Raw genomic sequence first — 25,584 nt, 5'->3', positions numbered from 1 at the left:
TCGCCAGTGCGATAGACCTAGTTGAGGTCGATCATCACTTCGGCGCGACGGTTCAGCGGCTCACGCACGCCATCCGGGGTCTCAACAGCCGGGCGGCTTTCGCCGAAAGCGTCGAGAGAGATGGCGGACGCAGGCACGCCCAGGCGCACCATTTCGTCGCGAACCGCACGAGCGCGGCGTTCGGACAGGCCGACATTGTAGGAGGCTGCGCCCGAACGGTCGGCGTGACCGTCGATGTTCACAGACGCCACACCACATTCGCGGGCCTGGTTGACAGCTTGGTTGATCACCGCAGCAGCCTGGCTGGAGATCTCGGAGCGATCCCAAGCGAAGTAGACCACGAAGCCAGCATCGTCACACACCGGCGCCGGAGGCGGCGGGGGCGGCGGAGGCGGCGGGGGCGGCGGGGGAGGAGGCGGCGGGGGCGGCGGCGCTGCAGGCTCCGGAGCGGAGAACAGATAGCGCAGGCCGATCCAGGCCTCGTGACCGCCAACGCGATCGAGCTCCAGGTTCGGCGCGTAATCCGTCTCGCCGTAACCGAAGTAGCGATACTCGGTGTCCAGCGTCAGATTGCGCGACAATTCCCAACCGATGCCGGCGATCAGCTGATAGCCGAGAGCAGCGTCAGAATCGTCAACCGTAACAAAGTTGGATGACGCATTGAACGTGCCGGTGTCCCACCCCATCGCGGAGATGTCAGACTGAACCCAGCCCAGACCACCACCGATGTAAGGGGTCCAGAACGAACCGGTGTCGAAATCATAGATGAGGTTGAGCATGCCGGACCAAACCTGGAAGTCCGAGCTGCTGTTCTCAAAATTGCCGACGGCGCCGGTGTCGTTGAAACGGTGAGCCAGCTCACCTTCCAGACGCCAGTTGCTGTTCCACTGGTAACCCAGGGCCAGCTTTTCGCGAATGTCGCCAGCACCCTGAATTTCACCATTCAGACTGCCAGTGACGTCAACGTCGCCCGGTGCACCGTAACCCAGTGCACCACTGACGTACCAACCTTCGTCCGCAACCGCCATGGACGGCGCGGCGAGGATGGCCCCAACGGCGACTGCCGAAAGAAGCTTTGTTTTCATCCTATCCCCCTCCGGGCGGAGAACGCCCTTCGTGTGAGCATTAAGTTTAACATAGCCCCCAACGCACAAAGATGCGCTCCAGTTCCATGTTATATGCATCGATACCTGATTTAATTGCACAACACCACTGGCGTTGTTGTGGAATCGGGCCTGTCAGCACACGATAGAGCGCTCCTGGAGGCGCTGTATTTCATTTTCAGTCAATCCGAGGCGTTCTTGCAACACCTCAGACGTGTGTTCCGCGAACCGAGGCGGCGCTTTGCGGTATTGCGGCCCGGTCTCTGAAAGCCTCATGGGATTGGCGATCATGGGGGCCTCCCCCACCCCTGTCATGGGCAAGCTGAAGACCAGCTCTCGAGCTTGCGCCTGCTCATGGCCAAACACCTGATCAAGCGCCAGAATCGGCCCGCACGGCACGCCTGCGGCGTGGAGCCGCTCAGTCCAGCAGGCGGTCGTCTCAGCATTCAGAGTGAGCGTGATGTCCGCCACAAGGACCTCACGATTGGCGACACGGTCAGCATTGCGCATAAAACGCGAATCAGTCGCCCAGTCAGGCCGCCCCAGCGCCTGGGCAAACGCCTGAAACTGTCCGTCATTGCCGACAGCGACCGCTATGCGGCCATCAGAGGTCGGGAAGTCCTGGTATGGAACAATGTTCGGATGCGCATTGCCCTGACGCCCCGGTGTTTTGCCTGAAACGAAGTAATTGGCCGCCTGATTGGCCAGCATCGCCGCCTGCACATCAAACAGCGCCATATCAATATGCTGTCCGCCCTGCCCCTTTGTGCGAGCCAGCAAGGCGGCCATGACAGCGCCGGCGGCGTAGACGCCCGTGAACAAATCGACCGCCGGAACGCCCACTTTCATCGGCGCATCTTCGCCCGTGACGCTCATCAACCCGCCCATGGCCTGGATTAGAAAATCATAGCCAGGCTGGGTCTTCCAAGGACCGGTTTGTCCGAACCCGGTCACCGAACAATAGACCAGATCAGGGTTAATCGCCTTGAGGCTGTCATAATCCAGGCCGTACTTCTTCAGACCGCCCGTCTTGTAGTTCTCGATCACGACATCGCTGTCAGCGGCCAGCTTTTTCAAGATCTCCTGGCCTTCAGCATCCGCAATATTCACCGCGATCGAGCGCTTGTTGCGGTTCGCGCAGAGATAATAGGCCGCGTCTGCAGCCTCTCCTTGCTCATCTGTGAGAAAGGGCGGTCCCCAGCGCCGGGTGTCGTCGCCGGATTTCGGGTTTTCAACCTTGATCACATCCGCGCCGAGATCGCCCAGGATCTGGGCGCACCATGGTCCGGCCAGGACACGTGACAAATCCAGAACCCGAATGTGAGACAATGGCGCAATGCTCATGGACAAACCTCTGTCAGCGCGTGGAAACCCCTCGCGTTCTGGGCTACCCTCGTGTCTGCGCCAGCGCAAGCAGCCCTTGCGTATTGCTCCGGGCTTCCCGCCGCCTAGCCTGCACCCATGGCGCACAGCGATTCGACTCTCTCCCCTCAGCTCGACCAGGCCCGTCAAACCATGGCGGAAGTGTTCGGGTATCGCGATTTCCGGCCCGGCCAGGCCGAGATTATCGACAGCGTCCTCAAGGGCCGCGACGTGCTGGCCGTGATGCCCACAGGGCGCGGCAAATCCATGTGCTTTCAACTGCCCGCCCTGCTCCGAGACGGGCTGACAGTGGTGATCTCCCCGCTCATCGCCCTGATGCGCGACCAGGTCAGCGCCTTGCAAGCCGTAGGCGTGAACGCCGCCGCCCTGACTTCGACCGATGAAGCGCAAGACCGTGAAGCGGCGTGGCGCGCACTCGATGAGGGCAGCTTGCGCCTGCTATACATGGCGCCGGAACGCATGGCGGTTCCCGGGCTGGCGGAGCGGCTGGGCCGGGCGGGCCTGTCGATGATTGCTGTGGATGAAGCCCATTGCGTCTCTCAATGGGGCCATGACTTTCGTCCAGATTATCTCAGAATTGCCGACTTCGCCCAGGCCGCAGGCCGACCCCAAATCGCCGCCTTCACCGCCACCGCTGACGCAGCCGCACGGCGCGACATTGCGGGGCGGTTGTTTGAGCAGGCCCCCGACGAATTCGTGTCCGGCTTTGATCGCCCCAATCTTCATTTGGCCGTCGGCGCGCGGCGATCCGGCGCCGCCCAGATCATCGACTTCGTGAAAGCGCGACCCGATCGGGCCGGCATCATCTATTGCTCCAGCCGGAAAGCGTGCGACGACATCGCCGCCAAGCTGCAAGCAGAGGATGTTTACGCCCTGTCATATCATGCAGGTCTGGACGCCCAGACTCGCAGCTTCCGCCAAGACGAATTCGTCAAGGGCGACGGCGTGGTGATGTGCGCCACCATCGCCTTCGGAATGGGCGTGGACAAACCTGATGTCCGCTATGTGCTGCACGCCGCCCTGCCCAGTTCGATGGAAGCCTATTATCAGGAGATCGGGCGCGCCGGGCGCGATGGCGACCCGGCCGACACGCTGATGCTGTGGTCCCTGTCAGACGCTGCGTTGCGTCGCCGCCAGATCAATGAGGGGGATTCAGACGAAGAGCGCAAACGCATGGAGTTGCGGCGCCTGTCGGCTCTGATCGCCTATTGCGAAGCCCCCCAGTGCCGCCGCCAGACCCTGCTTGGGTATTTCGGCGACGAGATCGAACCATGCGGACATTGCGATCTCTGTGACGATCCGCCCAAACTGATTGATGGCCAAGTTCTGGCGCAAAAGGCCATGTCGGCGATCGCCCGCACAGGGCAGCGTTTCGGGCTGGAGCATCTGATCAGCGTTTTGCGCGGTCTGAAAACCGACAAGGTCATGTCGCGCGGTCATGACGCCCTGCCCACCTTCGGCGTTGGTGAAGACTTGTCCAAGGACCAATGGATGAGCGTGTTTCGCCAGCTCTTCGCCTCTGGCGCCATTGACCAGCCCATCGATGGTCATGGCGAGTGGATCATCACCCCCAAGGGCAAAGACATCTTGTTCGGCAAGCTCCCGATCCGGCTGCGTCCGCCTGAAGAGCAACGCGGTGTGCGCTCCGCACGGGCGCGGCCCAGCGACGCCGCCGACCAATTGCTGTCCGAGACAGACCGGGCGCTTTATACTGCACTGCGCAAAAAGCGGCTCGAGCTTGCCAAGGAGTCCGGCAAACCCGCTTATACTATCTTTGCAGACCGCACCTTGATTGAAATGGCGGCCAGCAAACCTCGCACTCAGGAAGACTTGTCGCGTGTTTTCGGCGTGGGCGCCCGCAAGCTGGAGCGGTACGGCATGGACTTTCTCTCTGTAATTGAATCCGAGCTTTAACACCCCCAAGGCGAGATAATTGACGTTCTGAGCGCCTCTGACGCACAATGATAGAGAATAAGCGCTCGCCTAACGAGCGCAGCCTATTCATATGTCCGCATATTTTTTATAACCTTTGACTAAAGTCCTAATCTCCTGAGACCGTCCTATTGCGGCCTCGGGGTCGTCTCTAAAACTAGAAGGCGGGCCGGTCCCGCCTTTTTTTCTCTCTCCGAAATCCAGACATGTATTCACGCCAACTGTGGCACCACCGCCATGGACATGCGGAGGATGACAAAATTTTTTCATTTTTCTGTTGCGGTGCAGCAATCGCTCTGCAAAGGTTTTGTTAACGACAGACGCAGCCCAAGCTGCGCGCCCGTTTAGAGACGCACCGCCGGCCGCCGCAAACCGCGACGGAGGCAGATATGAGACAGGACCAGACCGGCGCAGCCCGGCCCTTCGGCACACGATCGTGCCGCATCCTTCGTCGTATTCATTCGACCCGACTGGACGAGGCCGGCCTTGCTCCGTCCCGTCAGAGTGCGACCGAGGACATCAACATGACCGATTATACTGGCGCGCAGCCTAGTCTGCGCGCGCGCGCCACGCGTCTGGGTGCGCTAGCGCTGGCCGCTTTGAGTTTCACCGCTTTGGCGTCAGAGAGCGCCTTTGCTCAGGTAAGCGATGAAACCGCTTATATTTTCAACACGCTTCTCTTTCTGATTGGCGGCTTTCTGGTGATGTGGATGGCGGCTGGCTTCGCCATGCTGGAAGCCGGCTTTGTGCGCACCAAGCACGCCGCTGTCATCTGCCTCAAAAATATCGGTTTGTACTCTGTGGCCGGCCTGATGTTCTTCGTCATCGGCTATAATCTGATGTATTCCGGCGTTGGCGATCATGGCGGCCTTCTGGGCACGCCTTCCATGTGGTCGCCTTCCGAGACCGCCGCCGATGAAGCGATCGACGTGACGGCAGCGGGTTATTCCAGCGCCTCAGACTGGTTCTTCCAGATGGTGTTTGTGGCCACAACCGCATCCATCGTCTCCGGCGCCGTGGCCGAGCGTGTGCGGATTGGATCGTTCTTCATCTTCACGGCGGTGCTCGCCGGGGTGATTTATCCCATCCAGGGCTCCTGGGAATGGGGTGCGGGCTGGCTGGATACCCAGTTCGGCTTCTCAGACTTTGCCGGCTCAACCCTTGTGCACTCAACCGGCGGCTGGGCGGCCCTGGCGGGCGTCATCTTGCTGGGCGCACGCCGCGGCCGTTTTGTCGATGGCAAGCCGGTGACCATGCACGGCTCATCCCTGCCTCTGGCGACGCTGGGCACCTTCATCCTGTGGTTTGGCTGGTTCGGCTTTAACGGCGCGTCTCAGCTGGCTTTGGGCAGCGCGGCGGACGCCACGGCTGTCTCGCAAATTTTCGCCAACACCAACATGGCCGCCGCTTCCGGTGTCGTGACCGCCTACATCGTCTCGATGCTGCTCGGTCGGGGCAAAGCCAATCTGGGCTCGGTTCTGAATGGCGCGCTGGCCGGTCTGGTCGCCATTACGGCGGAACCGCTCACCCCGACCATTCTCGAAGCCATCCTGATTGGCAGCGTGGGGGCCGTGATCGCCACTTTCGGAGCCGTGCTGATGGAAGCTGTACGTCTGGATGACGTGGTTGGCGCGATCCCGGTTCACCTCATGGCGGGGATCTGGGGCACCATGGCCGTACCGCTGACCAATTCAGACGCGAGTTTCATTGGACAGGCTGTCGGCGTTGGCGCCATCGGGGCGTTTGTCTTCGCAACCAGCTTTGTTTTGTGGCTGGCCCTTAAAGTCACGCTCGGCATCCGCCTGAACCCCGATGAGGAAGATGTTGGGGGCGATCTGTCTGAGCTGGGTCACAGCGCCTATCCCGAGTTCACCCCGAAAAGCACGCCCAAACCGGCTGAGTAACCGGGTCGGCGGGGCGGCCGGAGCCGTCCCGCCTCCCCCGGCGAGCCTTGCGATCAAACTCACAACTTTAAATGGAGATAAGCTATGAAAACTACAGTTTTACTCACAGCATGCGCCCTCCCTCTCGCCATGGCGGCCGCAGCGAGCCTTCCTGCCGGGGCAGCACAGGCCCAGGAAGTCTCGGCGAATGTAGCGATGACCACAGATTACCGCTTCCGCGGCGCCTCGCTCAGCGATGAAGCCATCGCCATCCAGGGCGGCTTTGATGTGGGGTTTGAGTCCGGCTTCTATGTCGGGACCTGGGGGTCTAGCATCGAGCCTGTCGGCAATTCAGAAATCGAGCTGGACCTCTACGCCGGATACGGCGGCACGGTCGGCGCGCTCGGCTATGATGTAGGCGTCATCGGGTATTTCTATCCCGGTGCAGAGGATGTCGCCTACGCTGAAGTCTATGGCAGCCTGACAGGCATGATCGGCCTTGTGGAGACCACAGGAACGATCGCTTACGCCCCCGAGCAGGACAATCTGGGCGATGATGACAATCTGTATCTCAACCTTTCAGGCTCTGCGCCTTTAGGAGAATCCGGCCTCAGCCTGACAGCGGGCATCGGCTATGAAACCGGCGCTTTTGGCGATCTTGATGGCGATGGCGACGACAAGGTCGACTGGACGATCGGTATCGGGGGTTCAGCCTATGGCGTGGACTGGTCGCTGGCCTATATCGACACCAGCGAAGATACGGACGGATCGGATGAAACCGCCGTCTTCACAATCTCCAAAGCCTTCTAAGACACAGGCCTTTGAACTGTGCGGTCTGAAGCGGCGATCCCGTTTCAGACCGCTTGTCCGTTGACCGCCAGATGCCAGAGGCGTCGCCATGCGTTCCCCATTCCGCACCCTCTCTGACGATATGTTCAAGCACGCGTCCGATACGGACCTGCGTCTGTTTGTGGCGCATCAGAAATACAATGTGCGCTCAAAACGCCTCGCCTTGAGAGAATTGCGCCAGAGACCCGCCGCCTCAGGCCTTTCAGCCTCACAGACCAGCGCACACCCCCCGGTGACAGCCCCTCCTGCACCCGCGCCAGATTTCAGGCCCAAGGGCGGCCTGGCGGATATCGCCTGGCTCGGCGTCTTGCTGGGCGCCGGCGCCCTGACGCTGCATGTCATCAGCTGGTGGGGCGGGGTTTAAGCCGTACGAATGGATGTGAGGAAGGCGGTGACTTGCGTTTGCAATTGTTCCGCCTGCTCACTGAGCTGGCTGGACGCACTCAACACCTGACTGGAAGAGGTGCTCGATTCCGTCGCTGCAGCATTCACCGACGAAATGGACTCCGTCACATTGCGCGTTCCCTTGGCAGCTTCTTGAACATTGATGGCAATCTCGGAGGTGGCGCCCGATTGCTCTTCAACGGCGGCTGAAATCGAGTTCGAGGTGGCGCGCATGGCTTCGATTACCCGCGAAACCTCATTGATTGAGGCGGCGGATTCTGACGTGGCGGACTGGATTGCATTGATCTGATCTGCGATCTCAGACGTGGCGGACGCTGTTTGCGAAGCCAGGGTTTTTACTTCCTGAGCTACGATCGCGAAGCCTTTTCCCGCCTCGCCAGCCCGGGCAGCCTCAATCGTGGCGTTCAGCGCCAGCAAATTGGTTTGCTCGGCAATCTCTTCAATCAAGGTCACGACATCGCCAATCCGTTTGGCGGCTTCCGACAGCGCTTCCACCTTACCCACACTGTTATGGGTTTCTTCCGAAGCCGTCTGAGCGTTGTGTGCGGATTCTTCTGCCTGGCGGCGGATTTCCGCCACGGAAGCTGACATTTCCTCAGCCGCGCTCGCTACAGTCTCCACATTGACAGTGGCTTCTTCGGCTGCGGCCGCGACGGTGACAGATTGAGATGCCGTTTCTTCTGATGCTGCTGAAAGAGAGCGCGCCGCCATGTTCAGCTGTTCAGCAGCGCTGGAAACCGACGACACGATACCGCCCACCGATTGCTCGAACTGATCAGCCAAGTTCAGTCTTTCCTGACGCAAGGCTGCAGATGTTTGCGCTTCGCGTTCGGCTTGCTCAGCTTCCAGAGCTTTCTGGGCGATAGCGGATTGCCTGAAACCTTCCAAAGCTCGGGCCACATCCCCAACCTCATCGGAGCGGGACTGATAAGACACATCCAAGTCCAGATTCCCGGCGCCGATGGCGGTCGTCAATTCTGCAATGCGAGCAATTGGACGAGCCGAGCGCTGCGCCATGACGAAGCCCATCAGGCTTACAAGAGCCGTCACACCCAGTGTCAGAAGCAACACTTCCACAATGGTGCGACGCGCAGCAGCCAAGGCCTCCGCTTCCGTCAACGTCACAACGACCCCCCATTGCACACCGTGAAAGGTCATGGACTCACCGACGGCCAGAACCATTTCGCCCCGCCAGTCCTCAGCGTGAATCACAGTCATGTCACCGCTTTGTGCGAAGGCATGAAACGCATTGGGCGCCTGCACGGACAAGATTGATTCCCCGTCGCCAAAGCGCGGCTCAGTCCTCATGACGCCATCCAGGCCGATCAGATAAGCTTCACCGGTCTCCCCCAGCCCCCTCGAAGACCCCATGACCGCATTCATTCGATCAATGGGCATTTGAAAGGCCAGAACGCCTACAGTTGCGCCTTGAGCGTCAATGACAGGGGTTGCGATAAAACTGGCGGGGGCGTCAAAGCTGGGGGCGTAGGGACGGAAGTCGAAAAACACCACCTCACCGGCCTGTGCACTCAAGGCGTCGCGATAAGCCAGCGCCAAATCCGTATCCGCATAGATCCCCGACACCATGTTTGTGGCGTAATCGGACTCTTTAAAGACGGAGTAGACCAGATCCCCGCTGGTGTTGAACAGGAACACATCATAATACCCCCGCGACTGTTGCAGTGCGCGAAACCAAGGGTGACGCGCCGCGTGAACGGCGCTGTAAGCGGAGCCGTCCGACGCATCATCCAGACGCTCGCGCTCTCCGACCGGATAAGGATTATCGTCGACATATAACGACTGCAGACGGCTTTCCGGGTCTGGCAGAGCCGTCCAGCCTGAATCAAAATCGTTCAAAGCCCCCACGGTCATAGGATTGGAAGCGACCAATAGCAGGTCTTCCTCAATCGACTGGAGATATGTCATGACGGCGTCTAAACGCCCGTCTGCAATCGCTGAGAGTTTCGCCCGGGCTGCATTTTCAGCCGCAGTCGTACTTCGCCAGATTGAGACACCGCCCAAGGCCAAGCCTAAAACTATACTACCCGCCAGGCCGATCAGTGCGAAACGGATTGCTATAGAAAGACGCATGTCACTCTCCAAGATTGATGGGAGAGACATCACCTAAGGACGTAAACGAAAGCCGAACATAACCGACGAAAATCAAATTTTCGTAATTATACTATAGTCTTATACATATAATTTGTATATTCGTAATAAAATTTTAGGTTGATTTGCCTCCGCGTCCTTGGTCCGGGCGCTCATGACGGCAAAAAGAGAACGCATCGCTTTGAAAAATTTTTATCAGTTAAAACATGAAGTTCGCGCATTATGAATGAATCATTATGCATCTGCACCAGTATAAATCTCGCCCCTTAAATGAAAGCGCGCCATGAATTCTCGTCAGTAGTGTATTCATGACTATGGCGGCTCATATCCTAATCATGTCTGTTGTTTCATCAGGCCGATTCGTTCGGCTTCCCGTCTCAATTATTCAGCCGCCGACGTATGATCATGCACCACGCGCCAGCCGGCCTCTTCTTTGCGCAGGATCAGCGTGAACAGCCCGGTCGGCTCATCCGTTTCGCGGTAAAGCGTCCAGCGCCCGAACACATAGGCGGCGTCCTCTGACAGCTGGGTGACGTCAAGGTCCGTGAAGGCGAGCCAGCCCATGGCGTCCGGCGTGTCATAGCGCGCCTGATAGCGCTCCAGGGTCTCCGCCCAGCCCGTAGTCACCGACCCGCCAGAAGCGAAGCGCAGCGTTTCACTTTCAAGATAGCCCGCCATGAAGCCAGGAATGTCACCCGCATTCCAGGCCTCCTGTTGGGCGGTCAGCACCTCACAGATCGACTGAACCTCAGCGCCCGTTCCGGTACACTCAAGATCAGAGGGCTGGGTCAGCGACAGCGCCAGAATAACGACAGACGGGATAAACATGGTCAGGCCTTATGGTGTTGAAGATCGCGTTCGAGGACGCACACATCCTGACCGACCGTACGCCCAATCACCAGCCCGAAAGGGCCTTACGCCCTGGCGCGAGCGGCATCGAGGATGGCTTGCGCCTCTGAAACCGTCTCTCGGACGCGCTGACGAACGCCGCCCATAACCACAACGGCATGGGTTGTCGGAGAGACCTCGGTGGGCCGGGGCGGCTCGGCGTTTTTGGCCTTGCTGGCCTGACACCAGATGCTCTGACCATTGGGGGCGTGAAGAAGCGTGAAACTGGGCGCGGTCTTTTGCAGCTCAGGGCCCACAAGGTCGATGGGTTCAAGCACCAGGCGTTTCGGGGCGAACAAGGCTGTGCCCTCATGGCCCGGCTTGCCATAAATCTCATTGCGCAATGTAGGCCGAGCGCGCGCAATGCCGGTGGCGTCAATCTCGATTTTGGACCCGTCCGGCAAGGTGAATAGAGCCACAGCGACCTCCCAAGCTTCGTCCCTTAACCTTGAGGCACATTCGCTCAAAAGGCTAGCCTGACGCCGCGCCGTCGCCAATTGGGCGAAGTCTTGCTGCGCCCAAGCGGCTCTCAGTCATTTGACGAAAACCGGAAGCCCGAGTGCGGACGCCAGACAGGAAGGCGTGCGCCTGACGACACCGTGGAGGCTTGATGAAAGAGAGATGTCAGAAAGACAAAAGCGCAATCGCGCAGACAGACATTCACCACCACCCACAAAAGTCATGTTTTCAGGGAGAAGTGGTGAGCCGACAGGGATTCGAACCCTGGACCTACTGATTAAAAGTCAGTTGCTCTACCAGCTGAGCTATCGGCTCTCCGTCTCGAGAGGCGCGGAACCTATATCCGGCGCCCCATACGGTCAACCCGGCTATATGCGGGAAATCCCCTCTTTTACAGTTATGCGGACATGGTAGGACATAAGGATGAAGAACGCCTTGTCCAGTTTGCTGACCTCCGGCGCAGTCGCGCTTGTCCTGACCGCATGCTCCAGCCTGCCCGACCTGCCAAAAACGCCCTTGGGGCGCACGGAATCGGTCGCCTCTGACACGGTGGGCCTGCCCCGGGCGCGCCCCGGCCAGATCGTCATTGATAATGGCGATGAAACCGTACCCACCCCGTATGGCGGTTCTGGCGCGGCGATCAGCTGCCCGGCCCTCGCCCGCGACATTGCCCGACTCACCTCTCTGCTGGGTCCTGATATCGAGGCGCACCGTCCCGAGGTCCAGGTCGAAGCGGACGCAGACTCTGACGGCATGCTGGACCGGTCACGGGGGTTCGCCTCTTCCATCGCCGAGGATGCGCCGGATATCGCCGCCGATACGGCGCGCGACACGATTGTGGGCCTGAACCCGACGCGTCCGGTTGTGCGTTTTCTGGGGCGGGCGGGCGAGATTGAAGCCGCCGCCGCCCAGGAACGCGAATTGGCGCTCAAGCGCCGCGCCTGGCTGCGCGGCGGGTTTGATGCGCTCAATTGTGAGCGGGCGACGCTGATCGAGGCGATGGACGCCTATGGCCTGCTCAGTGAAGCCGCTGCCGAAGACGGGGACTAGATCGCGTCGGTCCCTTCGGCCATGCGCGCATGAAACTGAGCGCGAAACGCCTCAAATTCGCCTGCGGCGATGGCTGCGCGCATGCGCGCGGTGAGGTTCTCGAAATAGGCGATATTGTGCCAGGACAGCAGCATTGAGCCCAGATACTCACCCGCCCGGATCAGATGGTGCAGATAGGCGCGCGAATAATCGCGGCTGGCCGGACAATCGAGCGTGGCGTCCATAGGACGCGTGTCTTCTGCAAAGCGGGCGTTCTTGACATTCACCGGCCCCCAATCGGTCCAGGCCTGACCATGACGGCCTGAACGCGTGGGCAGCACGCAGTCAAACATATCCACCCCGCGCGCCACCGCTTCCACAAGATCAATCGGCTTGCCCACACCCATCAGATAACGCGGACGCTCGTGAGGCAGATGCGGCGTGGTGACGTCGAGCACCTGACACATCATCTCGAACCCCTCGCCCACGGCGAGGCCGCCAATGGCGTAGCCGTCAAAGCCGATCTCGATCAGCCCTTCCGCGCTTTCGCGGCGCAGATCCTCATAGGTGCTGCCCTGGACAATGCCGAACAGCGCCTGGTTCGAGCGCTCGCCGAACGCCTCTTTTGAGCGCCTCCCCCAGCGCCGCGACAGCTGCATGGAGCTCGCCGCCGCATCGCGCTCGCATGGATAGGGCGTGCATTCATCGAGCTGCATGGAGATGTCCGCGCCCAGAAGATCCGCCTGGATCTCAATGGAGCGCTCGGGCGTCAGCATATGCTTGGAGCCATCCAGATGGCTTTTGAAAGCGACGCCCTCTTCCGTCATCTCGCGCAGATCGGACAGGGACCAGACCTGAAACCCGCCAGAATCGGTCAGGATCGGGCCATCCCAGCGCATGAAATGATGCAGCCCGCCCAGACGCTTCACCCGCTCGGCGCCGGGCCGCAGCATTAGGTGATAGGTATTTCCCAGTATGATATCCGCGCCGGCTTCCTTAACCTGTTCAGGATAGAGCGCCTTCACCGTCGCCGCCGTGCCCACGGGCATGAAAGCGGGGGTGCGAATATCCCCGCGCGGGGTTCTGAGCACGCCGGTGCGGGCGGCGCCATCGGTGGCATGAAGATCAAAATCAAAGCTGGGCATGAGAACCTGGCGAGACTGCGGGAGAGAGTTGAGTGAGTTGGAAAGACGAAATCGCCCATTTGCGCAAGCGTCAGGCGCTGGCCCATAACATGGGCGGAGCAGAAAAGCTCGCTCGTCAGAAAGCGGCAGGTCGGCTCAACGTCCGGGAAAGGCTGGATCTTTTGCTTGATCCGGGCAGTTTCCGTGAAATTGGCTCGCTTACCGGTAAAGCGCGCACAAATGCAGAGGGCGGTTTTGAGGGCTTCTCCCCGGCCAATTGCATTTTCGGGCGCGGCACGGTTCGCGGGCGCCCGGTCGCCGTGGTCGCAGATGATTTCACCGTTCGCGGCGGCGCGGCGGATGCCGCCATTGTCGAAAAACAGATCGAGGCGGAAAAGATGGCGGGCGAGCTGGGCCTGCCGCTGATCCGGCTGATCGAGGGGACGGGCGGCGGCGGATCGGTCAAATCCATTCTCGACATGGGCGCGAGCTATGTGCCGTTTAATCCGGCCTGGGACCAGGTGGTCGCCAATCTCGAGCGGGTGCCGGTGGTGTCGCTCGCGCTAGGTCCCGTGGCGGGTCTAGGCGCAGCGCGGGCCGTGTCGTCGCATTATTGCGTCATGGTCAAAGGCCAGTCGCAAATGTTCATCGCCGGCCCGCCCGTGGTGGCGGGCGTGGGCGAGCATGTGACCAAGGAAGAGCTTGGAGGGGCTGACCTGCAGCTCGCCGCGGGCGCCGCGGACGACGCCTATGCCAGCGAAGCGGACGCCATGGAGGCGGCGCGCTGGTTCCTCTCCTATCTGCCGGACATGGCGGGCGACGCCGCCGACCGCATTCAATCTTCAGATGATCCCGCCCGCATTGATGACAGCCTTCGCGAGATTGTGCCGCGCGACAAGCGCTTCGGCTATGACATGCGCGCCATCCTTAACACGACGCTCGATCGCGGCAGCGTGTTCGAGATGGGTCGTCATTTTGGCAGCTCGGTGATCACGGCGCTGGCACGCCTCGACGGCTGGCCGGTCGCGGTGCTCGCCAGCAATCCCAATGTCTATGGCGGCGGTTGGACGGCGGAAGCCGCGCAGAAGATCGTCCGGTTTGTGGATCTGGCGGAAACCTTCCGCCTGCCGGTGGTGCATTTCGTGGACGTGCCGGGCTTTGTGATCGGAACCCGCGCCGAGCGCGCTGGCACGATCCGCCATGGCGCCCGCGCCCTGTCGGCGATTTACCAGGCCAGCGTGCCCTGGTGCACCATGCTGATCCGCAAGGCCTATGGCGTGGCGGGGGCCGCGATGATGGACCATACCCGCTTTCGCTACCGCTATGCCTGGCCGTCGGGCGACTGGGGCTCCCTGCCGCTTGAAGGCGGGGTGGAGGCCGCGTTCAAATCCGTGCTGGAAAAAGCTGAAGATCCCGAAGCGCTTAAAGAAGAGCTGCGTAGCCGCATGCGTGATCTATCCGACCCGTTCAAAACCGCCGAGCGGTTCTGGATCGAGGAGATCATTGATCCCGCCGAAACCCGGCCCTTGCTGACGGAGTTCGCGAATCTCACCGCCAAGCTGCGGACGCGGGACAAGCCGGGCACACGTTACCGGCCATAGGCCAGCTCACTACAAACTACACAAACTATCGATTGGACCGTGATCGCAGGGCGGGCGCAGGATGGGCTCAGCACAAAGGAGCGCGCCATGATGAAAGACGAGTACGAATATCTGTGCCTGATGGTGCTGGATGACGAGGAAACTGTGAAAGCCGACCCCGATCTTGCCTGCGGCTGCGCGATGTATCTTAGCCGCCAGGGCTATGACGAGGTGGATAACGGCGTCTATTGCCCGGCGGAGTAGCGGAATTATTCGCAGTCCGCACCGCCAGGCTGATTGCCTCTGGCAACAGCGCATCCCATGTTTGCACCGCTCCCGGGCTCCCTGATCGCAGCCGCCATCAGTCCCGGTCGAGCTGGCGGGCGCAGTCATGGAACTGGTCTATCTCGGGCTCGGTCTTGCCGGATTGGTGTTCGGCGGCGACATGCTGGTACGCGGCGCGTCTGATCTCGCCCGTCGTGCAGGACTGCCGCCGCTGGTGATCGGCCTGACGCTGGTGGGCTTTGGCACGTCCATGCCGGAGCTCGTCACCAGCCTACAGGCGGCGTCTCTGGGCTCGCCCGGCATCGCCATCGGCAATGTGGTCGGCAGCAATATCGCCAACATCTTGCTGATCCTGGGCGCAGCGGCCATTCTGGCGCCCATCGCCATCGACAAGACTGCTTTCCGCCGCGACGGACTGGTGCTGGCGCTCTCCACTCTCCTGTGCGCCGTAATGATCGCCTATGGCCAGCTGACATCGCTGTTTGGCGCCGTCTTCATTCTCGCCTTGCTGGCTTATCTGGTGTTCACGGTCTGGAGCGGGCTGAGGGCGCCGCAAACGGCAGGCGACGTCTCTGTGAGCGCCCCGCTGGATCCCGTCCGCATCCCTGTCTGGCGCGCCATCGCCTTCTTCATCGGCGGTCTTGCGCTGACGATTTTGGGCGCACGCTTCTTCGTAACGGGCGCGATCAGCGTGGCGCAAATGCTGGGCGTGTCCGAAGCCGTGATCGGCCTGACCGTTGTGGCCGTAGGCACCTCTCTGCCAGAACTGGTCACCACCCTTGCCGCCGCCCGCCGCAAGCAGGTCGATATTGCGTTTGGCAATATCGTGGGGAGCAACATCTTCAACGTGCTGTTCATTCTGGGCGCAACGGCGCTTGTGACGCCCATTGAGGTCCCACGCAGCATTCAGAGCTTTGATGTCTGGGTGATGTGTGCCGTCACGGCGCTCTTGCTGATTGTCTCCGTCACGCGCTGGCGCATCAGCCGGCTTGAAGGCGGCCTCTTCTTGCTGGCCTATGCCGCCTATATCGGATGGCTGGCGATAAACGCCTAGGTCTTGCGCCAGAGCAGGCTGGAATCGCCATACGAGAAAAACCGGTATTCCTGCTTGATCGCATGCGCGTAGGCCGCGTGCATTTCCTCAAAGCCCGCCAGCGCGCTGACCAGCATGAACAGCGTGGATTTGGGCAAATGGAAATTGGTCATCAGCGCGTCGATCACCTTGAACCGGTAGCCTGGCGTGATGAAGATCGCTGTGTCACGCGCCTCGGCGCGGACCGTGCCATCCGCCTCCGCCGCGCTTTCCAGCGTCCGGATCGAGGTGGTGCCCACCGCGATAATGCGTCCGCCCGCCTTGCGGGTCTCATTGATCAGCGCGGCGGTCTCTTCGCTGATCTCGTAGTATTCCGCATGCATCTGGTGCTCGGACAGATCTTCGGTCTTCACCGGCAGGAAGGTTCCCGCCCCCACATGCAGCGTTACATGCGTGCGTTTGACCCCGCGTGCGTCGAGCGCCTCAAACAGGCGATCGGTGAAGTGAAGTCCCGCCGTTGGCGCCGCTACGGATCCCGCCTTGTCCGGGGCGGCGTAGACCGTCTGGTAATCCTCAAGATCGGCGGCGTCGGCGGCGCGTTTTGAGGCGATATAGGGCGGCAGCGGCGGGGCGCCCGCCTCGACAATGGCCTTGTCGAGCGCGACGCCAGCGCGATCAAACGTCAGCACGACCTCGCCGCCCTCGCGCTTGTCTGTCACCTGAGCGGTCAGCCCGCCTTTGAAGTGCAGCGTATCGTTTTCTTTCAGACGCTTGGCCGGGCGTACAAAGGCGCGCCAGACGGTCTCGTCATCACGCTTGTGCAGATTGATCTCGATCTCCACATCGCCGCCTCCGCCATGGGCGCGCGCCGGGCGCACGCCCGTCAGCGCCGCCGGAATGACGCGGGTGTCGTTGAACACCAGGAGATCACCCGGTTCGAGCAGGTCCGGAAGGTCAAGAACGCCCAAATCCGACAACCCGCTATTCTTCACCAGCAACAGGCGCGCACTGTCGCGCGGCCGCGCCGGGCGCAAGGCGATCCGGTCCTCGGGCAAGTGAAAATCAAAATCGGTCAGTCGCAATTGAGTCATAACATTCCTTCAAGCTGGCGGTGATATACGCATAGCAACGCCAGCCCGCCAGACACCCGGACATAAATCTCCCATGCTTCAACCGCCCCCCTCACTGACTGCGGTTCTGCGCCTTGCCGCATACACGGCGTGTCTGGGCGCCTGTATCTGCCTCGCGCTGACCTATGGCGTGTTGATCTCGGGCCGTTATTTTCCCAAAGCCGACGTCTTCAACATGATCTGGCCCGTGCCTGCCGCAGCTGGCGCGCTGGCGGGAACGGCTCTCTTCGTCCTGCGCCCCAAAGGGCTGACGCTGCTGCGCCGCGTAGGCCTCGCCGCCAGTGCGGTCCTGATCATTCTGGCTTTTCCCTACGCCCAGCTTCGCCCGCATCCGGACAGACTGCCGCCGCGCAGTGAAACCGGAGAGGCCTTGCGGCTCGTCACATTCAATCTGTGGAACCTCAATCGCGATCCGGACGCGGCCGTCACCTATCTGCGCGACGGCGATTTTGATCTGGTCTTCCTTCAGGAAACCGGCGGCGCCCTGCAATACGTCCCTGCAAGCCTTCAGGATGATTATCCCCATCAGGTGCGCTGTCCCTGGGGGGCGACCCTGATCTCCCGCCTGCCGGTGCTGGATCAAGGGTGTGATGAATACCGGACCGTGCCTGCCGCCTTCATGCAGATCGACTTCCAGGGCGCCCCCTTGCGGCTGACCAGCACCCATTTCGCCCGCCCGACACGTCCTGATCTCTATCAGTATCATCGCGAACGCCTGTCCGCGCTGATCGCAGCGCAATCTGAGCAGTCCCAGATTCTGGCGGGGGATTTCAACACCGCGGAGAAAGGGTTTTCGATGCGGGCGCTGACACACGCGCTGGCCCCGCTCAGACGCGTCACCCATGGTTTGCGCACCTGGCCGTCCAAACGTCTGATCCCTTTGCCCATGCTCGGGATTGATCATATCTGGATCAGTGACGGGCTCTGCGCCTCCCAGACCGGCGCAGCGCCTGACGCGGGGTCAGATCATCGCCCCGTGTTCACGCTTGTAGAGCGATGCGAAACCTGAGCGAGCGCTGCAACGAAAACGGGCGGCCCTGAGAGCCGCCCGTTTCACAGACCTTTGCAGAAATCAGATCTAGCGCACAGTCGCCTTGACGATCTTGCCCGGCTCGGCGGGCGGTTCGCCCTTGGGCAGCGCGTCCACGTGTTCCATGCCGGAGATCACTTCGCCCCAGACGGTGTACTGGTTGTCGAGATAGGGCACAGCGTCCAGGCAGATGAAGAACTGGCTGTCGGCGGAATTGGGGTCCATGGCGCGGGCCATGGACATGGTGCCGCGCACATGCGGTTCCGCGTTGAACTCAGCCTCGATATTCTGGCCCGATCCGCCCATGCCATTGCCGTTCGGGCAACCGCCCTGCGCGACAAAGCCGTCAATCACACGGTGAAAGGTCAGACCGTCGTAAAAGCCGTCAGCGGCCAGCTCAGTGATCCGGGCGACATGCTTGGGCGCCAGATCGGGGCGCAGGCGAATGACGACATCGCCGCCTTCCAGGGTGAACACGAGTTCTTGCTTGGCGTCGGACACGACGGTCTCCTTTGGAGGATGGGTTCTTAATCGAGGACGCGCACAGGCACGTCAATGGCGCAAATATCTGGCAGGCGGCCGTTATCACGGCTGGCGGCCAAGGCTTCAAGATAGGCGGTGAAGCTGGCCGACCGCGTGTCCATGACCTGCACCGTCGGCGCATCGGTCATGTCGCGAGCCAGTTCAAACTCTTCAATGATGTCGGGGCGAAAGCCCAGGGTCTGCCCCTGGGTGCCGACATTCAGGCTCTCCACCACATCCTGTCCGACGCGCACTTTGCCCCAGACCGTGTACCGAGTGTTCAGATGCTCGGCGTCGCCCCGCACGATATAAAACTGGGCGTTCGCGGAGTTTGGATCATTGGTGCGCGCCATGGCGGCGGCGCCGTTACAATGAAGCAGCCAGCTCTCCACACGCCCATCGGCGACAATACCGGCCAGCGCTGACGGTTGTGTGCCGACGGGAAAACCGTCCCAGAAACCGGCCTGCGCCATCGGGCCGTCACGTGTGGCGCGGCGCTCTTGAATCTCATCAACGATGATGGCGTTGGGATCGCGGCGAATGCCGAACTCCGCCTGGATCGGATCAAACGGCGCCTGAACGCTGGGATTATCCACAGCCCCGCCGCCCTGGGCCATGAAGCCGTCGATGACGCGGTGGAAGACTTTCCAGTCCAGCCAATCGGTTTCGGCCATCTGCCGCACACGGGCGGCGTGAACAGGCGTGAATTCGTCCTGAAGCTCGATCCAAACCTCGCCCTTGCTGGTGACCATATGGATGAGGTCTTCCCCATCTACAGTCCGCCAGTCGCTGTCAGGCGCATTGGCGATGATATCGGCGCCCGGCGCCGCAACCGGCGTTTGTACTCCAGCTTCAGCCGCTGCGTTTTCTGGCGCCGCGTCCTGGGTTTGGCTGTCGGTTTCAGCTTCAGCGCACGCGGTCAGCATCAAGGCGGACAGGCAAGCGGTGGCAAGCAAGCGAACGTTCAGGCGGGTGCGCCCTTCCAGGTTCTGGGCCATTAGACGAACTTCTCCAACAAACGCGCTTTGACCAATTCGGGAACAAAAGGCGTGATGTCCCCGTCGAGCTTGGCGATTTCCTTGACCAGACGCGAGGCGATCGCCTGATGGCGTGGATCAGCCATCAAGAACACGGTTTCAATATCCGCATTCAGGCGCTGGTTCATCCCCACCATCTGAAATTCGTACTCAAAGTCCGACACCGCGCGCAGACCGCGAATGATCGAGCTGGCGCCGACCTTCTCGGCGAAATGCATTAAAAGGCCTTCGAACGGCAACACTTCGATCTCGGTGTCGCCCGCCACGGATTCCGCCAGCTCGCGCGCCATTTCGACCCGTTCATCGAAGCTGAAGAGCGGCCCCTTGGCGTCATTGCGCGCCACCCCGATCACCAGCTTGTCATAGAGCTTCACAGCCCGGCCGATAATATCGAGATGGCCGTTGGTGATGGGATCAAACGTGCCCGGATAGAGCGCGACGCGCTTTTTCATATGCTGTCCTCGTCAGTTCGCTCGCTGGGTCGCGAGCCAACCTGCAACACCGAGCAGAGTGAAGCCGGAAGTGCGACTTACCCGTGCGCGCCAGACTGGCCGCGAGAGAACGGGCTTAAGCGCCCCGGCAAGAAGCGCATATCCTCCGTCCACGATCAAGGCGATCAAAAGATATAACGCTCCAAGCAATGCCAGCTGTGGGCCTCCGGGCGCAGCCGGATTGACGAAGAGCGGCAGGAATGCAGCGTGAAAGGCTAGAGTTTTCGGGTTGCCGAGCGCCGTGGCCGCGCCCCGAAGCCAGAGCCGCGTCGGCGCCAAAGCAGCGCCATCCAGCGGCTCGGATTTGGCCAGCACCGCCTTGAGCCCCAGCCAGACCAGATACGCGACCCCGGCCCACTTCAATACGGCGTGCGCCCAGGTATAGGTCGCCAACAAGGCCGCAAGGCCCAGCACAACAAGCGCGATCTGCAACCCCTGAGCCGCGGTGGCGCCCAGCACGACCTGAAGCGCAGCGCGGCGCCCGTGAACCGCGCCGGTCGCGGCGATGACCGCCACATTCGGCCCCGGCGCGAGCATCAGCATGCTCACAGCCACGATGAACGCCGCCAGGGTCCCCAAATCAGGCATTACGCCTCACCATTATCCTATTCCGGCGCGTCCGGGGCATTCGGGGCGTCGCCCGCTTCACCGCCGTCCTCTTCCGCACTGGCGTCATCACTTTCCGCGATGCGCACAACAGACACGACTTTTTCGCCTTCGCCAAGACGGATGAGCCGCACGCCCTTGGTGGCGCGGGCGGCGATGCGCACAGTGTCCACCGGGAAGCGGATCAGCTGACCGCCATCGGTGACCGCCATCACGGTGTCGCCGTCAATGACCGGGAAACACGCCGCCAGCTCCTTGACCTTGCTCATGTCATGCGCAGCCACGCCCTGATTGCCGCGTCCCATGACACGGTAATCATACGCGCTGGAACGCTTGCCCAGGCCGTCCTGAGCGACCGTGAGAACAAACTCTTCCGCAGCGCCCAGCTCGGCGATGCGTTCAGGGCTCAGCGCCACTTCTGCAGCCGCTTCGCCGTCCTCCGGTGCGCTGACGACGGCGTCGTCCTCGTCCAGCCCCGCCGCACGCCGCATGGCGTTGGCGTGCTTCATATAGGCGCGCGCCTCATCGGTCGTGACGTCGATATGGTTCAGGATCGCCATGGAGATCAGGCGATCACCGTCTTTGAGGCGAATGCCGCGCACGCCGGTGGAATTGCGCGAGGCGAAGACGCGCACATCTTCCACCGAGAAGCGGATCGCCCGCCCGGCCGCCGACACCAGAAGCACGTCCTGATCCTTGTTGCACAGGCGCACATCCAGGATTTCGGAGCCGTCTTCATCCAGCTTCATGGCGATCTTGCCATTGCGGTTGACCTGAACGAAGTCCGACAACTTGTTGCGTCGCACGGTGCCCGCCGTGGTGGCGAACATCACGTCATACTCGCTCCACTGATCCTCATCTTCGGGCAGCGCCATCACCGAGGTGATCCACGCGCCGTCATTGAGGCTGGGCAGCAGGTTTGTGAGGAATTTGCCCTTGGTGTTGGGCGCGCCCAGCGGCAAGCGCCAGGTCTTGGTCTTGTAGACCATGCCGTCCGAGCTGAAGAACAGGAGCGGGGCATGGGTGGAGGCGACAAACAGCGTCGCCACGAAATCCTCATCCTTCATCGCCATGCCAGCGCGGCCCTTGCCGCCGCGGTTTTGGGCGCGATAGGTGGAGAGCGGGGTGCGTTTGACATAGCCGCCATGGGTCAGGGTGACGACCATGTCCTCACGCGGGATCAGGTCTTCATCCTCAATCCCCAGATCACCCTCAATGATCGCCGAGCGGCGCTCCACACCGAACTTGGCCTTGGAGTCCAGAAGCTCGTTGCGGATAATGTCGCGGATCAGGGTCGGGCTACGCAGGATGTCCAGCAGCTCGGCGATGGTCTCGGCCAGCTTGTTGGCTTCATCGCCGATCTCGTCGCGGCCCAGCGCCGTCAGGCGATGCAGGCGCAGATCGAGGATCGCCTTGGCTTGCTCTTCGGTCAGCCGGATCTCGCCGTTCTTGATGCGAGAGCGCGGATCCGCCACCAGCTCCACCAGCGGCGCGATGTCCTTGGCCGGCCAGGCCTTGTCTCGCAATTGCTGACGGGCGGTCTGCGGGTCGGGCGCTTTGCGGATCAGGGCGATGATCTCGTCGATATTGGCGACGGCCACGCCCAGACCAATCAAGACGTGCGCCCGATCACGCGCTTTCTTGAGGTCGAACTTGGTGCGGCGGACGACCACTTCCTTGCGGTGACCGATGAAGGTCTCAAGGAAGGTGCGCATCCCCGCCTGTTGCGGGCGGCCTCCTATCAGCGCCAGCATGTTCACGCCGAACGAGGTTTGCAGCGGGCTCCAGCGATACAGCTGGTTGAGGATCACCTCGGCGTTGGCGTCCTTCTTCAGCTCGATCACGACGCGCACGCCCGAACGATCAGACTCGTCGCGCAGATCGGAAATGCCCTCGACGCGCTTTTCGCGCACCAGCTCGGCGATCTTCTCGATCATGGACGCCTTGTTCACTTGATAGGGAATCTCGTGAACAATGATGGCTTCGCGGCCCTGACGAATATCCTCGATCGAGGTCTTGCCGCGCAGGATGACCGAGCCACGCCCCTCCAGAAGCGCTTTACGCGCGCCGGAGCGGCCGATGATCTCGCCGCCCGTGGGGAAATCCGGCGCCGGAACGAATTCCAGCAAGTCAACATCGGAGATGTCAGGCTGGTCGAGCAGAGCGATCGTGGCGTCCACCACCTCATTGAGGTTATGGGGCGGAATATTGGTCGCCATGCCCACAGCGATGCCGCCGGCGCCATTGACCAGAAGGTTGGGATAGCGTGCGGGCAGGACGATCGGCTCCTGCTTGGAGCCGTCATAGTTGTCCTGAAACTCGACCGTATCCTTGTCGATATCGGCCAGCAGCGCTTCAGCGGGATGGTCCATGCGGATTTCGGTGTAACGCATGGCGGCGGGCGGATCGCCGTCCATGGAGCCGAAATTGCCCTGACCGTCCATCAGCGGCAGCCCCATGGAGAAGGGCTGCGCCATACGCGCGAGGGCGTCATAGATCGCGCTGTCGCCGTGCGGGTGATAGCGACCCATCACATCGCCGACCACATTGGCGGATTTCTTGTACGCCTTGTCCTTGGTGTAGCCGCCCTCGTGCATGGCCCACAGGATGCGCCGGTGCACGGGCTTCAGCCCGTCTCGCGCATCTGGGATGGCGCGGCTGACGATCACGCTCATCGCGTAATCAAGATAGCTGCGCTTCATCTCGTCTTCGATGGACACCATCGGGCCGCTCGGCGCGGCGGGCAGGTCTTCATCCATGGGCGTTTCAGGGGGCAAATCGCTCAAAGTCGTTTCGTCCTGGCTGGCGCGCGCCTGTCTTCGCCAAGCGGGACAGCGCGCGTAAAAAGGCGTCGGTCGGGCGCAGCTCACCCCAATGGGCGTGAATCACCTGCGCACGGATAAAGACTATGTCTAGCAAGGCCAGAGACGGGCGGCAAACACGGTGCGCGGCTGCCTCCGCCGATTACGGACAGATTTGCGACCGGGCCTGTTTTTTGTTGTAAATCAGCACAGACTGCCTCTCAAAGGGTCGCATCGCGCCCGACGCCGCCTACGTTGATAGGCAAGCTTTTAAAGGAGACGCCTCATGACCCGCGCCCTTCGCACCCTCGCCCTGACGACAGCCCTGGCCGCCACCGCTTTCAGCGCCCCGGCCTTGGCTACGGATCAGCATGGCGCGCACGCCCATACCCCTAGCGAGGCGCACGCCACCCTGATCGACCGCGCGCGCAACGAGATCGGCCAGGTCCACTTCCAGCAAGGTCCGACCGGCGTTCTGATCACCATTGAAATGGACGGTTTGCCCGAAAGCGCTGTCGGCTGGCATGGCGTGCACCTGCATGAGATCGGCGATTGCTCCAATGAGGACTTCACTAGCTCCGGCGGCCACATCAATCCATCAGGCCGCAGCCATGGCCTTCTGAACCCGGACGGCCCGGACAATGCCGACCTGCCCAATATCTATGTGCATGAGAACGGCGCCCTGCGCGCCCAGCTGTTCACCACCCAGGTCAGCCTGAACGGCGAGACTGACGCTCCGGCCCTTCTGGACGACAATGGCTCTGCGCTCGTCATGCACGAGAATCAGGACGATCATATGAGCCAGCCGATTGGCGGCGCAGGCGCGCGCCATGTGTGCGGCGTCATCGAGGCGGCGCACTAATGCTGTCGCGACGAGACACCCTGGTCGGACTGGGCGCCGCCGGCGCCGCCCTGTCGCTTGAGGGTCGCGCGCTGGCGCAGAACGGGGCTGACGCACGCTGGCGCGCGGGTCCCGACCTGCCGTTACGCGTGCAGGAGATCTATCCGGCAGTGCTTGATGGCGTGCTCTATGTGGCGGGCGGCCTGAGCCCGGATGTCGGGCGCAGTCGGATCGGCGTTTCCGATCGCGTTTTTTCTCTGGCGCCCAGCGCAGATCGCTGGCGTGAGCGGGCGCGCCTGCCCGTGCCGCTGCATCATCCCAACCTGGTCGGGCTTGAGGGCCTGATTTACGCCGTCGGCGGCTTCACCGCACAGACCGGCGGGATGTGGGCCATGAGCAATGGCGTGCGCGTTTTTGATCCCGACCGCAATGCATGGCGCAATGGCGCGGCCATGGCCGAGCCCTATGCGGAGACGGTCTGCGTCACGCTGAACGGACGACTGCATGTGGCCACCGGCCGCCGCCCGGCGGGGCTGTCCAATAAAGCCTGGTCAGACCATGCTGACACCAACGCGCATATCGTTCTGGATCCCGCCGCCCAGACCTGGTCGGTCGCAGCCCCCGCCCCCACCGCACGCAATTCCGCAGCGGGCGCCGCGTTGGACGGACGCCTGCATGTGGTGGGCGGCCGTACGGTGACCGGCGGCAACACGCCCGTCCACGAGGCCTATGATCCGCAAAGCGACAGCTGGGAGACCCGCGCGCCCCTGCCTGAACCCGAAGCCGGACCGCGCGGCGCCGGCGGCCTCGCCGCCGCCAGCCTCGATGGCGCGCTCTATGTCTTTGGCGGCGAGTGGTTTGATAATTCCGGCGGCGGCGTCTACGCCCAGGTCTGGCGCTATGACCCGATATCTGACAGCTGGGCCGAGATCGGACGCATGCCCACGCCCCGTCATGGGCTGGGCGCGGTGACCGTCGGCTCAGAGATCGCCACCATCGGCGGCGCCGCCCAGCCCAGCGGCAGTCAGACCACCGCAATGCTGAGCTGGTTCACGCCCTGAGGC

23 protein-coding genes and 1 tRNA gene are annotated in these 25,584 nt (G+C 61.7%); 11 read left to right on the top strand and 13 right to left on the bottom strand.

The features are described from left to right. Nucleotides 1-17: 17 nt before the first annotated feature. Nucleotides 18-1,085, bottom strand: a complete 1,068-nt coding sequence (locus tag ACP154_RS10535; RefSeq protein WP_107712934.1) for an OmpA family protein — start codon at nt 1,083-1,085, stop codon at nt 18-20. A gap of 153 nt (nt 1,086-1,238) precedes the next feature. Further along, nucleotides 1,239-2,441 carry a CaiB/BaiF CoA transferase family protein gene (locus ACP154_RS10530; protein ID WP_421861479.1) on the bottom strand — a complete coding sequence of 401 codons (1,203 nt, stop codon included), beginning with the start codon at nt 2,439-2,441 and terminating at the stop codon, nt 1,239-1,241. 123 nt (nt 2,442-2,564) lie between these two features. Between ACP154_RS10530 and recQ the strand changes: the two genes are divergently transcribed. From recQ to ACP154_RS10510, 4 genes are all read left to right on the top strand, one after another. Beyond that, entirely contained in the window at nt 2,565-4,400 is a 1,836-nt protein-coding gene (gene recQ, locus ACP154_RS10525; protein WP_421859381.1) for a DNA helicase RecQ, read from the top strand. A 542-nt stretch (nt 4,401-4,942) separates the two neighbouring features. Further along, nucleotides 4,943-6,322 carry an ammonium transporter gene (locus ACP154_RS10520; RefSeq protein WP_199235585.1) on the top strand — a complete coding sequence of 460 codons (1,380 nt, stop codon included), beginning with the start codon at nt 4,943-4,945 and terminating at the stop codon, nt 6,320-6,322. 84 nt (nt 6,323-6,406) lie between these two features. Continuing rightward, nucleotides 6,407-7,111 (top strand): TorF family putative porin, encoded by a 705-nt coding sequence (locus ACP154_RS10515; RefSeq protein WP_421859383.1) that lies wholly within the window; start codon nt 6,407-6,409, stop codon nt 7,109-7,111. Between the two features lie 88 nt (nt 7,112-7,199). Beyond that, complete coding sequence (locus ACP154_RS10510; RefSeq protein ID WP_421859386.1) at nt 7,200-7,514, top strand: hypothetical protein; 315 nt, start codon at nt 7,200-7,202, stop codon at nt 7,512-7,514. Here the strand turns inward: ACP154_RS10510 and ACP154_RS10505 are convergent. The 4 genes from ACP154_RS10505 to ACP154_RS10490 form a co-directional block, all read right to left on the bottom strand. Further along, nucleotides 7,511-9,481 carry a methyl-accepting chemotaxis protein gene (locus ACP154_RS10505; RefSeq protein ID WP_421859389.1) on the bottom strand — a complete coding sequence of 657 codons (1,971 nt, stop codon included), beginning with the start codon at nt 9,479-9,481 and terminating at the stop codon, nt 7,511-7,513. The two genes, ACP154_RS10510 and ACP154_RS10505, sit on opposite strands and share 4 nt — an antisense overlap. Nucleotides 9,482-10,045: 564 nt before the next feature. After that, on the bottom strand, nt 10,046-10,492 hold the full coding sequence (locus ACP154_RS10500) for a YybH family protein (protein ID WP_421859392.1): 447 nt from the start codon (nt 10,490-10,492) through the stop codon (nt 10,046-10,048). Between the two features lie 86 nt (nt 10,493-10,578). Next, nucleotides 10,579-10,971, bottom strand: coding sequence for a hypothetical protein (locus ACP154_RS10495; protein WP_421859395.1), 393 nt, complete (start codon nt 10,969-10,971; stop codon nt 10,579-10,581). Nucleotides 10,972-11,250: 279 nt separating this feature from the next. Beyond that, nucleotides 11,251-11,326, bottom strand: a tRNA-Lys gene (locus ACP154_RS10490). A gap of 108 nt (nt 11,327-11,434) precedes the next feature. Between ACP154_RS10490 and ACP154_RS10485 the strand changes: the two genes are divergently transcribed. Continuing rightward, complete coding sequence (locus tag ACP154_RS10485; protein ID WP_421859397.1) at nt 11,435-12,061, top strand: hypothetical protein; 627 nt, start codon at nt 11,435-11,437, stop codon at nt 12,059-12,061. On the opposite strand, the gene tgt is transcribed toward ACP154_RS10485, so the two are convergent. Further along, a complete protein-coding gene (gene tgt, locus ACP154_RS10480) occupies nt 12,058-13,185 on the bottom strand; it encodes a tRNA guanosine(34) transglycosylase Tgt (protein ID WP_421859399.1) in 1,128 nt (375 codons plus the stop codon). The genes ACP154_RS10485 and tgt overlap by 4 nt on opposite strands. 32 nt (nt 13,186-13,217) lie before the next feature. Between tgt and ACP154_RS10475 the strand changes: the two genes are divergently transcribed. From ACP154_RS10475 to ACP154_RS10465, 3 genes are all read left to right on the top strand, one after another. Then, entirely contained in the window at nt 13,218-14,765 is a 1,548-nt protein-coding gene (locus ACP154_RS10475; RefSeq protein ID WP_421859402.1) for an acyl-CoA carboxylase subunit beta, read from the top strand. A gap of 87 nt (nt 14,766-14,852) precedes the next feature. Beyond that, nucleotides 14,853-15,008 carry a hypothetical protein gene (locus tag ACP154_RS10470; protein WP_421859404.1) on the top strand — a complete coding sequence of 52 codons (156 nt, stop codon included), beginning with the start codon at nt 14,853-14,855 and terminating at the stop codon, nt 15,006-15,008. Nucleotides 15,009-15,135: 127 nt separating this feature from the next. After that, on the top strand, nt 15,136-16,083 hold the full coding sequence (locus ACP154_RS10465) for a calcium/sodium antiporter (RefSeq protein ID WP_421859407.1): 948 nt from the start codon (nt 15,136-15,138) through the stop codon (nt 16,081-16,083). Here the strand turns inward: ACP154_RS10465 and queA are convergent. Continuing rightward, complete coding sequence (queA, locus tag ACP154_RS10460; RefSeq protein ID WP_421861482.1) at nt 16,080-17,144, bottom strand: tRNA preQ1(34) S-adenosylmethionine ribosyltransferase-isomerase QueA; 1,065 nt, start codon at nt 17,142-17,144, stop codon at nt 16,080-16,082. The genes ACP154_RS10465 and queA overlap by 4 nt on opposite strands. Nucleotides 17,145-17,226: 82 nt before the next feature. On the opposite strand from queA, the gene ACP154_RS10455 reads away from it, so the two are divergent. Further along, nucleotides 17,227-18,201 carry an endonuclease/exonuclease/phosphatase family protein gene (locus ACP154_RS10455; protein ID WP_421859410.1) on the top strand — a complete coding sequence of 325 codons (975 nt, stop codon included), beginning with the start codon at nt 17,227-17,229 and terminating at the stop codon, nt 18,199-18,201. A 69-nt stretch (nt 18,202-18,270) separates the two neighbouring features. Here ACP154_RS10455 and ACP154_RS10450 read toward each other — a convergent pair whose 3' ends face one another. Genes ACP154_RS10450 through gyrA form a run of 5 tightly spaced genes read right to left on the bottom strand, consistent with a single transcriptional unit; the run spans nt 18,271 to nt 23,637 of the window. Continuing rightward, nucleotides 18,271-18,723: a peptidylprolyl isomerase gene (locus tag ACP154_RS10450; protein ID WP_107712921.1), complete on the bottom strand. Its 453-nt coding sequence runs from the start codon at nt 18,721-18,723 to the stop codon at nt 18,271-18,273. 26 nt (nt 18,724-18,749) lie between these two features. Continuing rightward, nucleotides 18,750-19,742, bottom strand: a complete 993-nt coding sequence (locus ACP154_RS10445) for a peptidylprolyl isomerase (protein ID WP_421859413.1) — start codon at nt 19,740-19,742, stop codon at nt 18,750-18,752. Beyond that, complete coding sequence (gene coaD / locus ACP154_RS10440; RefSeq protein ID WP_133722980.1) at nt 19,742-20,233, bottom strand: pantetheine-phosphate adenylyltransferase; 492 nt, start codon at nt 20,231-20,233, stop codon at nt 19,742-19,744. The genes ACP154_RS10445 and coaD overlap by 1 nt, the downstream gene beginning before the upstream one ends. Nucleotides 20,234-20,245: 12 nt before the next feature. Then, complete coding sequence (locus tag ACP154_RS10435) at nt 20,246-20,860, bottom strand: LysE family translocator (protein WP_421859416.1); 615 nt, start codon at nt 20,858-20,860, stop codon at nt 20,246-20,248. A gap of 17 nt (nt 20,861-20,877) precedes the next feature. Further along, nucleotides 20,878-23,637 (bottom strand): DNA gyrase subunit A, encoded by a 2,760-nt coding sequence (gene gyrA / locus ACP154_RS10430; RefSeq protein WP_421861485.1) that lies wholly within the window; start codon nt 23,635-23,637, stop codon nt 20,878-20,880. 328 nt (nt 23,638-23,965) lie between these two features. Here gyrA and ACP154_RS10425 point away from each other — a divergent pair, with 328 nt between their 5' ends. Both ACP154_RS10425 and ACP154_RS10420 read left to right on the top strand, forming a co-directional pair. Beyond that, nucleotides 23,966-24,541 (top strand): superoxide dismutase family protein, encoded by a 576-nt coding sequence (locus ACP154_RS10425; RefSeq protein WP_421859418.1) that lies wholly within the window; start codon nt 23,966-23,968, stop codon nt 24,539-24,541. Continuing rightward, complete coding sequence (locus ACP154_RS10420) at nt 24,541-25,581, top strand: Kelch repeat-containing protein (RefSeq protein ID WP_421859420.1); 1,041 nt, start codon at nt 24,541-24,543, stop codon at nt 25,579-25,581. The genes ACP154_RS10425 and ACP154_RS10420 overlap by 1 nt, the downstream gene beginning before the upstream one ends. The last annotated feature ends 3 nt before the right edge of the window (nt 25,582-25,584 follow it).

It is taken from the genome of Oceanicaulis sp., assembly GCF_965249665.1.
Taxonomy (GTDB): domain Bacteria; phylum Pseudomonadota; class Alphaproteobacteria; order Caulobacterales; family Maricaulaceae; genus Oceanicaulis.
The sequence above is the reverse complement of the archived record's forward strand: the minus strand, read 5'-3'. Positions and strand labels throughout refer to the sequence as shown.

Bases quoted from the DNA above. Each gene is read 5' to 3' on its own strand.
- ACP154_RS10535 (WP_107712934.1), bottom strand. From the start codon at position 1,085: ATGAAAACAAAGCTTCTTTCGGCAGTCGCCGTTGGGGCCATCCTCGCC.
- recQ (WP_421859381.1), top strand. From the start codon at position 2,565: ATGGCGCACAGCGATTCGACTCTCTCCCCTCAGCTCGACCAGGCCCGT.
- ACP154_RS10520 (WP_199235585.1), top strand. From the start codon at position 4,943: ATGACCGATTATACTGGCGCGCAGCCTAGTCTGCGCGCGCGCGCCACG.
- ACP154_RS10515 (WP_421859383.1), top strand. From the start codon at position 6,407: ATGAAAACTACAGTTTTACTCACAGCATGCGCCCTCCCTCTCGCCATG.
- ACP154_RS10510 (WP_421859386.1), top strand. From the start codon at position 7,200: ATGCGTTCCCCATTCCGCACCCTCTCTGACGATATGTTCAAGCACGCG.
- ACP154_RS10505 (WP_421859389.1), bottom strand. From the start codon at position 9,481: ATGACATATCTCCAGTCGATTGAGGAAGACCTGCTATTGGTCGCTTCC.
- ACP154_RS10500 (WP_421859392.1), bottom strand. From the start codon at position 10,492: ATGTTTATCCCGTCTGTCGTTATTCTGGCGCTGTCGCTGACCCAGCCC.
- ACP154_RS10485 (WP_421859397.1), top strand. From the start codon at position 11,435: ATGAAGAACGCCTTGTCCAGTTTGCTGACCTCCGGCGCAGTCGCGCTT.
- tgt (WP_421859399.1), bottom strand. From the start codon at position 13,185: ATGCCCAGCTTTGATTTTGATCTTCATGCCACCGATGGCGCCGCCCGC.
- ACP154_RS10470 (WP_421859404.1), top strand. From the start codon at position 14,853: ATGATGAAAGACGAGTACGAATATCTGTGCCTGATGGTGCTGGATGAC.
- ACP154_RS10465 (WP_421859407.1), top strand. From the start codon at position 15,136: ATGGAACTGGTCTATCTCGGGCTCGGTCTTGCCGGATTGGTGTTCGGC.
- ACP154_RS10455 (WP_421859410.1), top strand. From the start codon at position 17,227: ATGCTTCAACCGCCCCCCTCACTGACTGCGGTTCTGCGCCTTGCCGCA.
- ACP154_RS10445 (WP_421859413.1), bottom strand. From the start codon at position 19,742: ATGGCCCAGAACCTGGAAGGGCGCACCCGCCTGAACGTTCGCTTGCTT.
- coaD (WP_133722980.1), bottom strand. From the start codon at position 20,233: ATGAAAAAGCGCGTCGCGCTCTATCCGGGCACGTTTGATCCCATCACC.
- ACP154_RS10435 (WP_421859416.1), bottom strand. From the start codon at position 20,860: ATGCCTGATTTGGGGACCCTGGCGGCGTTCATCGTGGCTGTGAGCATG.
- gyrA (WP_421861485.1), bottom strand. From the start codon at position 23,637: ATGGATGAAGACCTGCCCGCCGCGCCGAGCGGCCCGATGGTGTCCATC.
- ACP154_RS10425 (WP_421859418.1), top strand. From the start codon at position 23,966: ATGACCCGCGCCCTTCGCACCCTCGCCCTGACGACAGCCCTGGCCGCC.
- ACP154_RS10420 (WP_421859420.1), top strand. From the start codon at position 24,541: ATGCTGTCGCGACGAGACACCCTGGTCGGACTGGGCGCCGCCGGCGCC.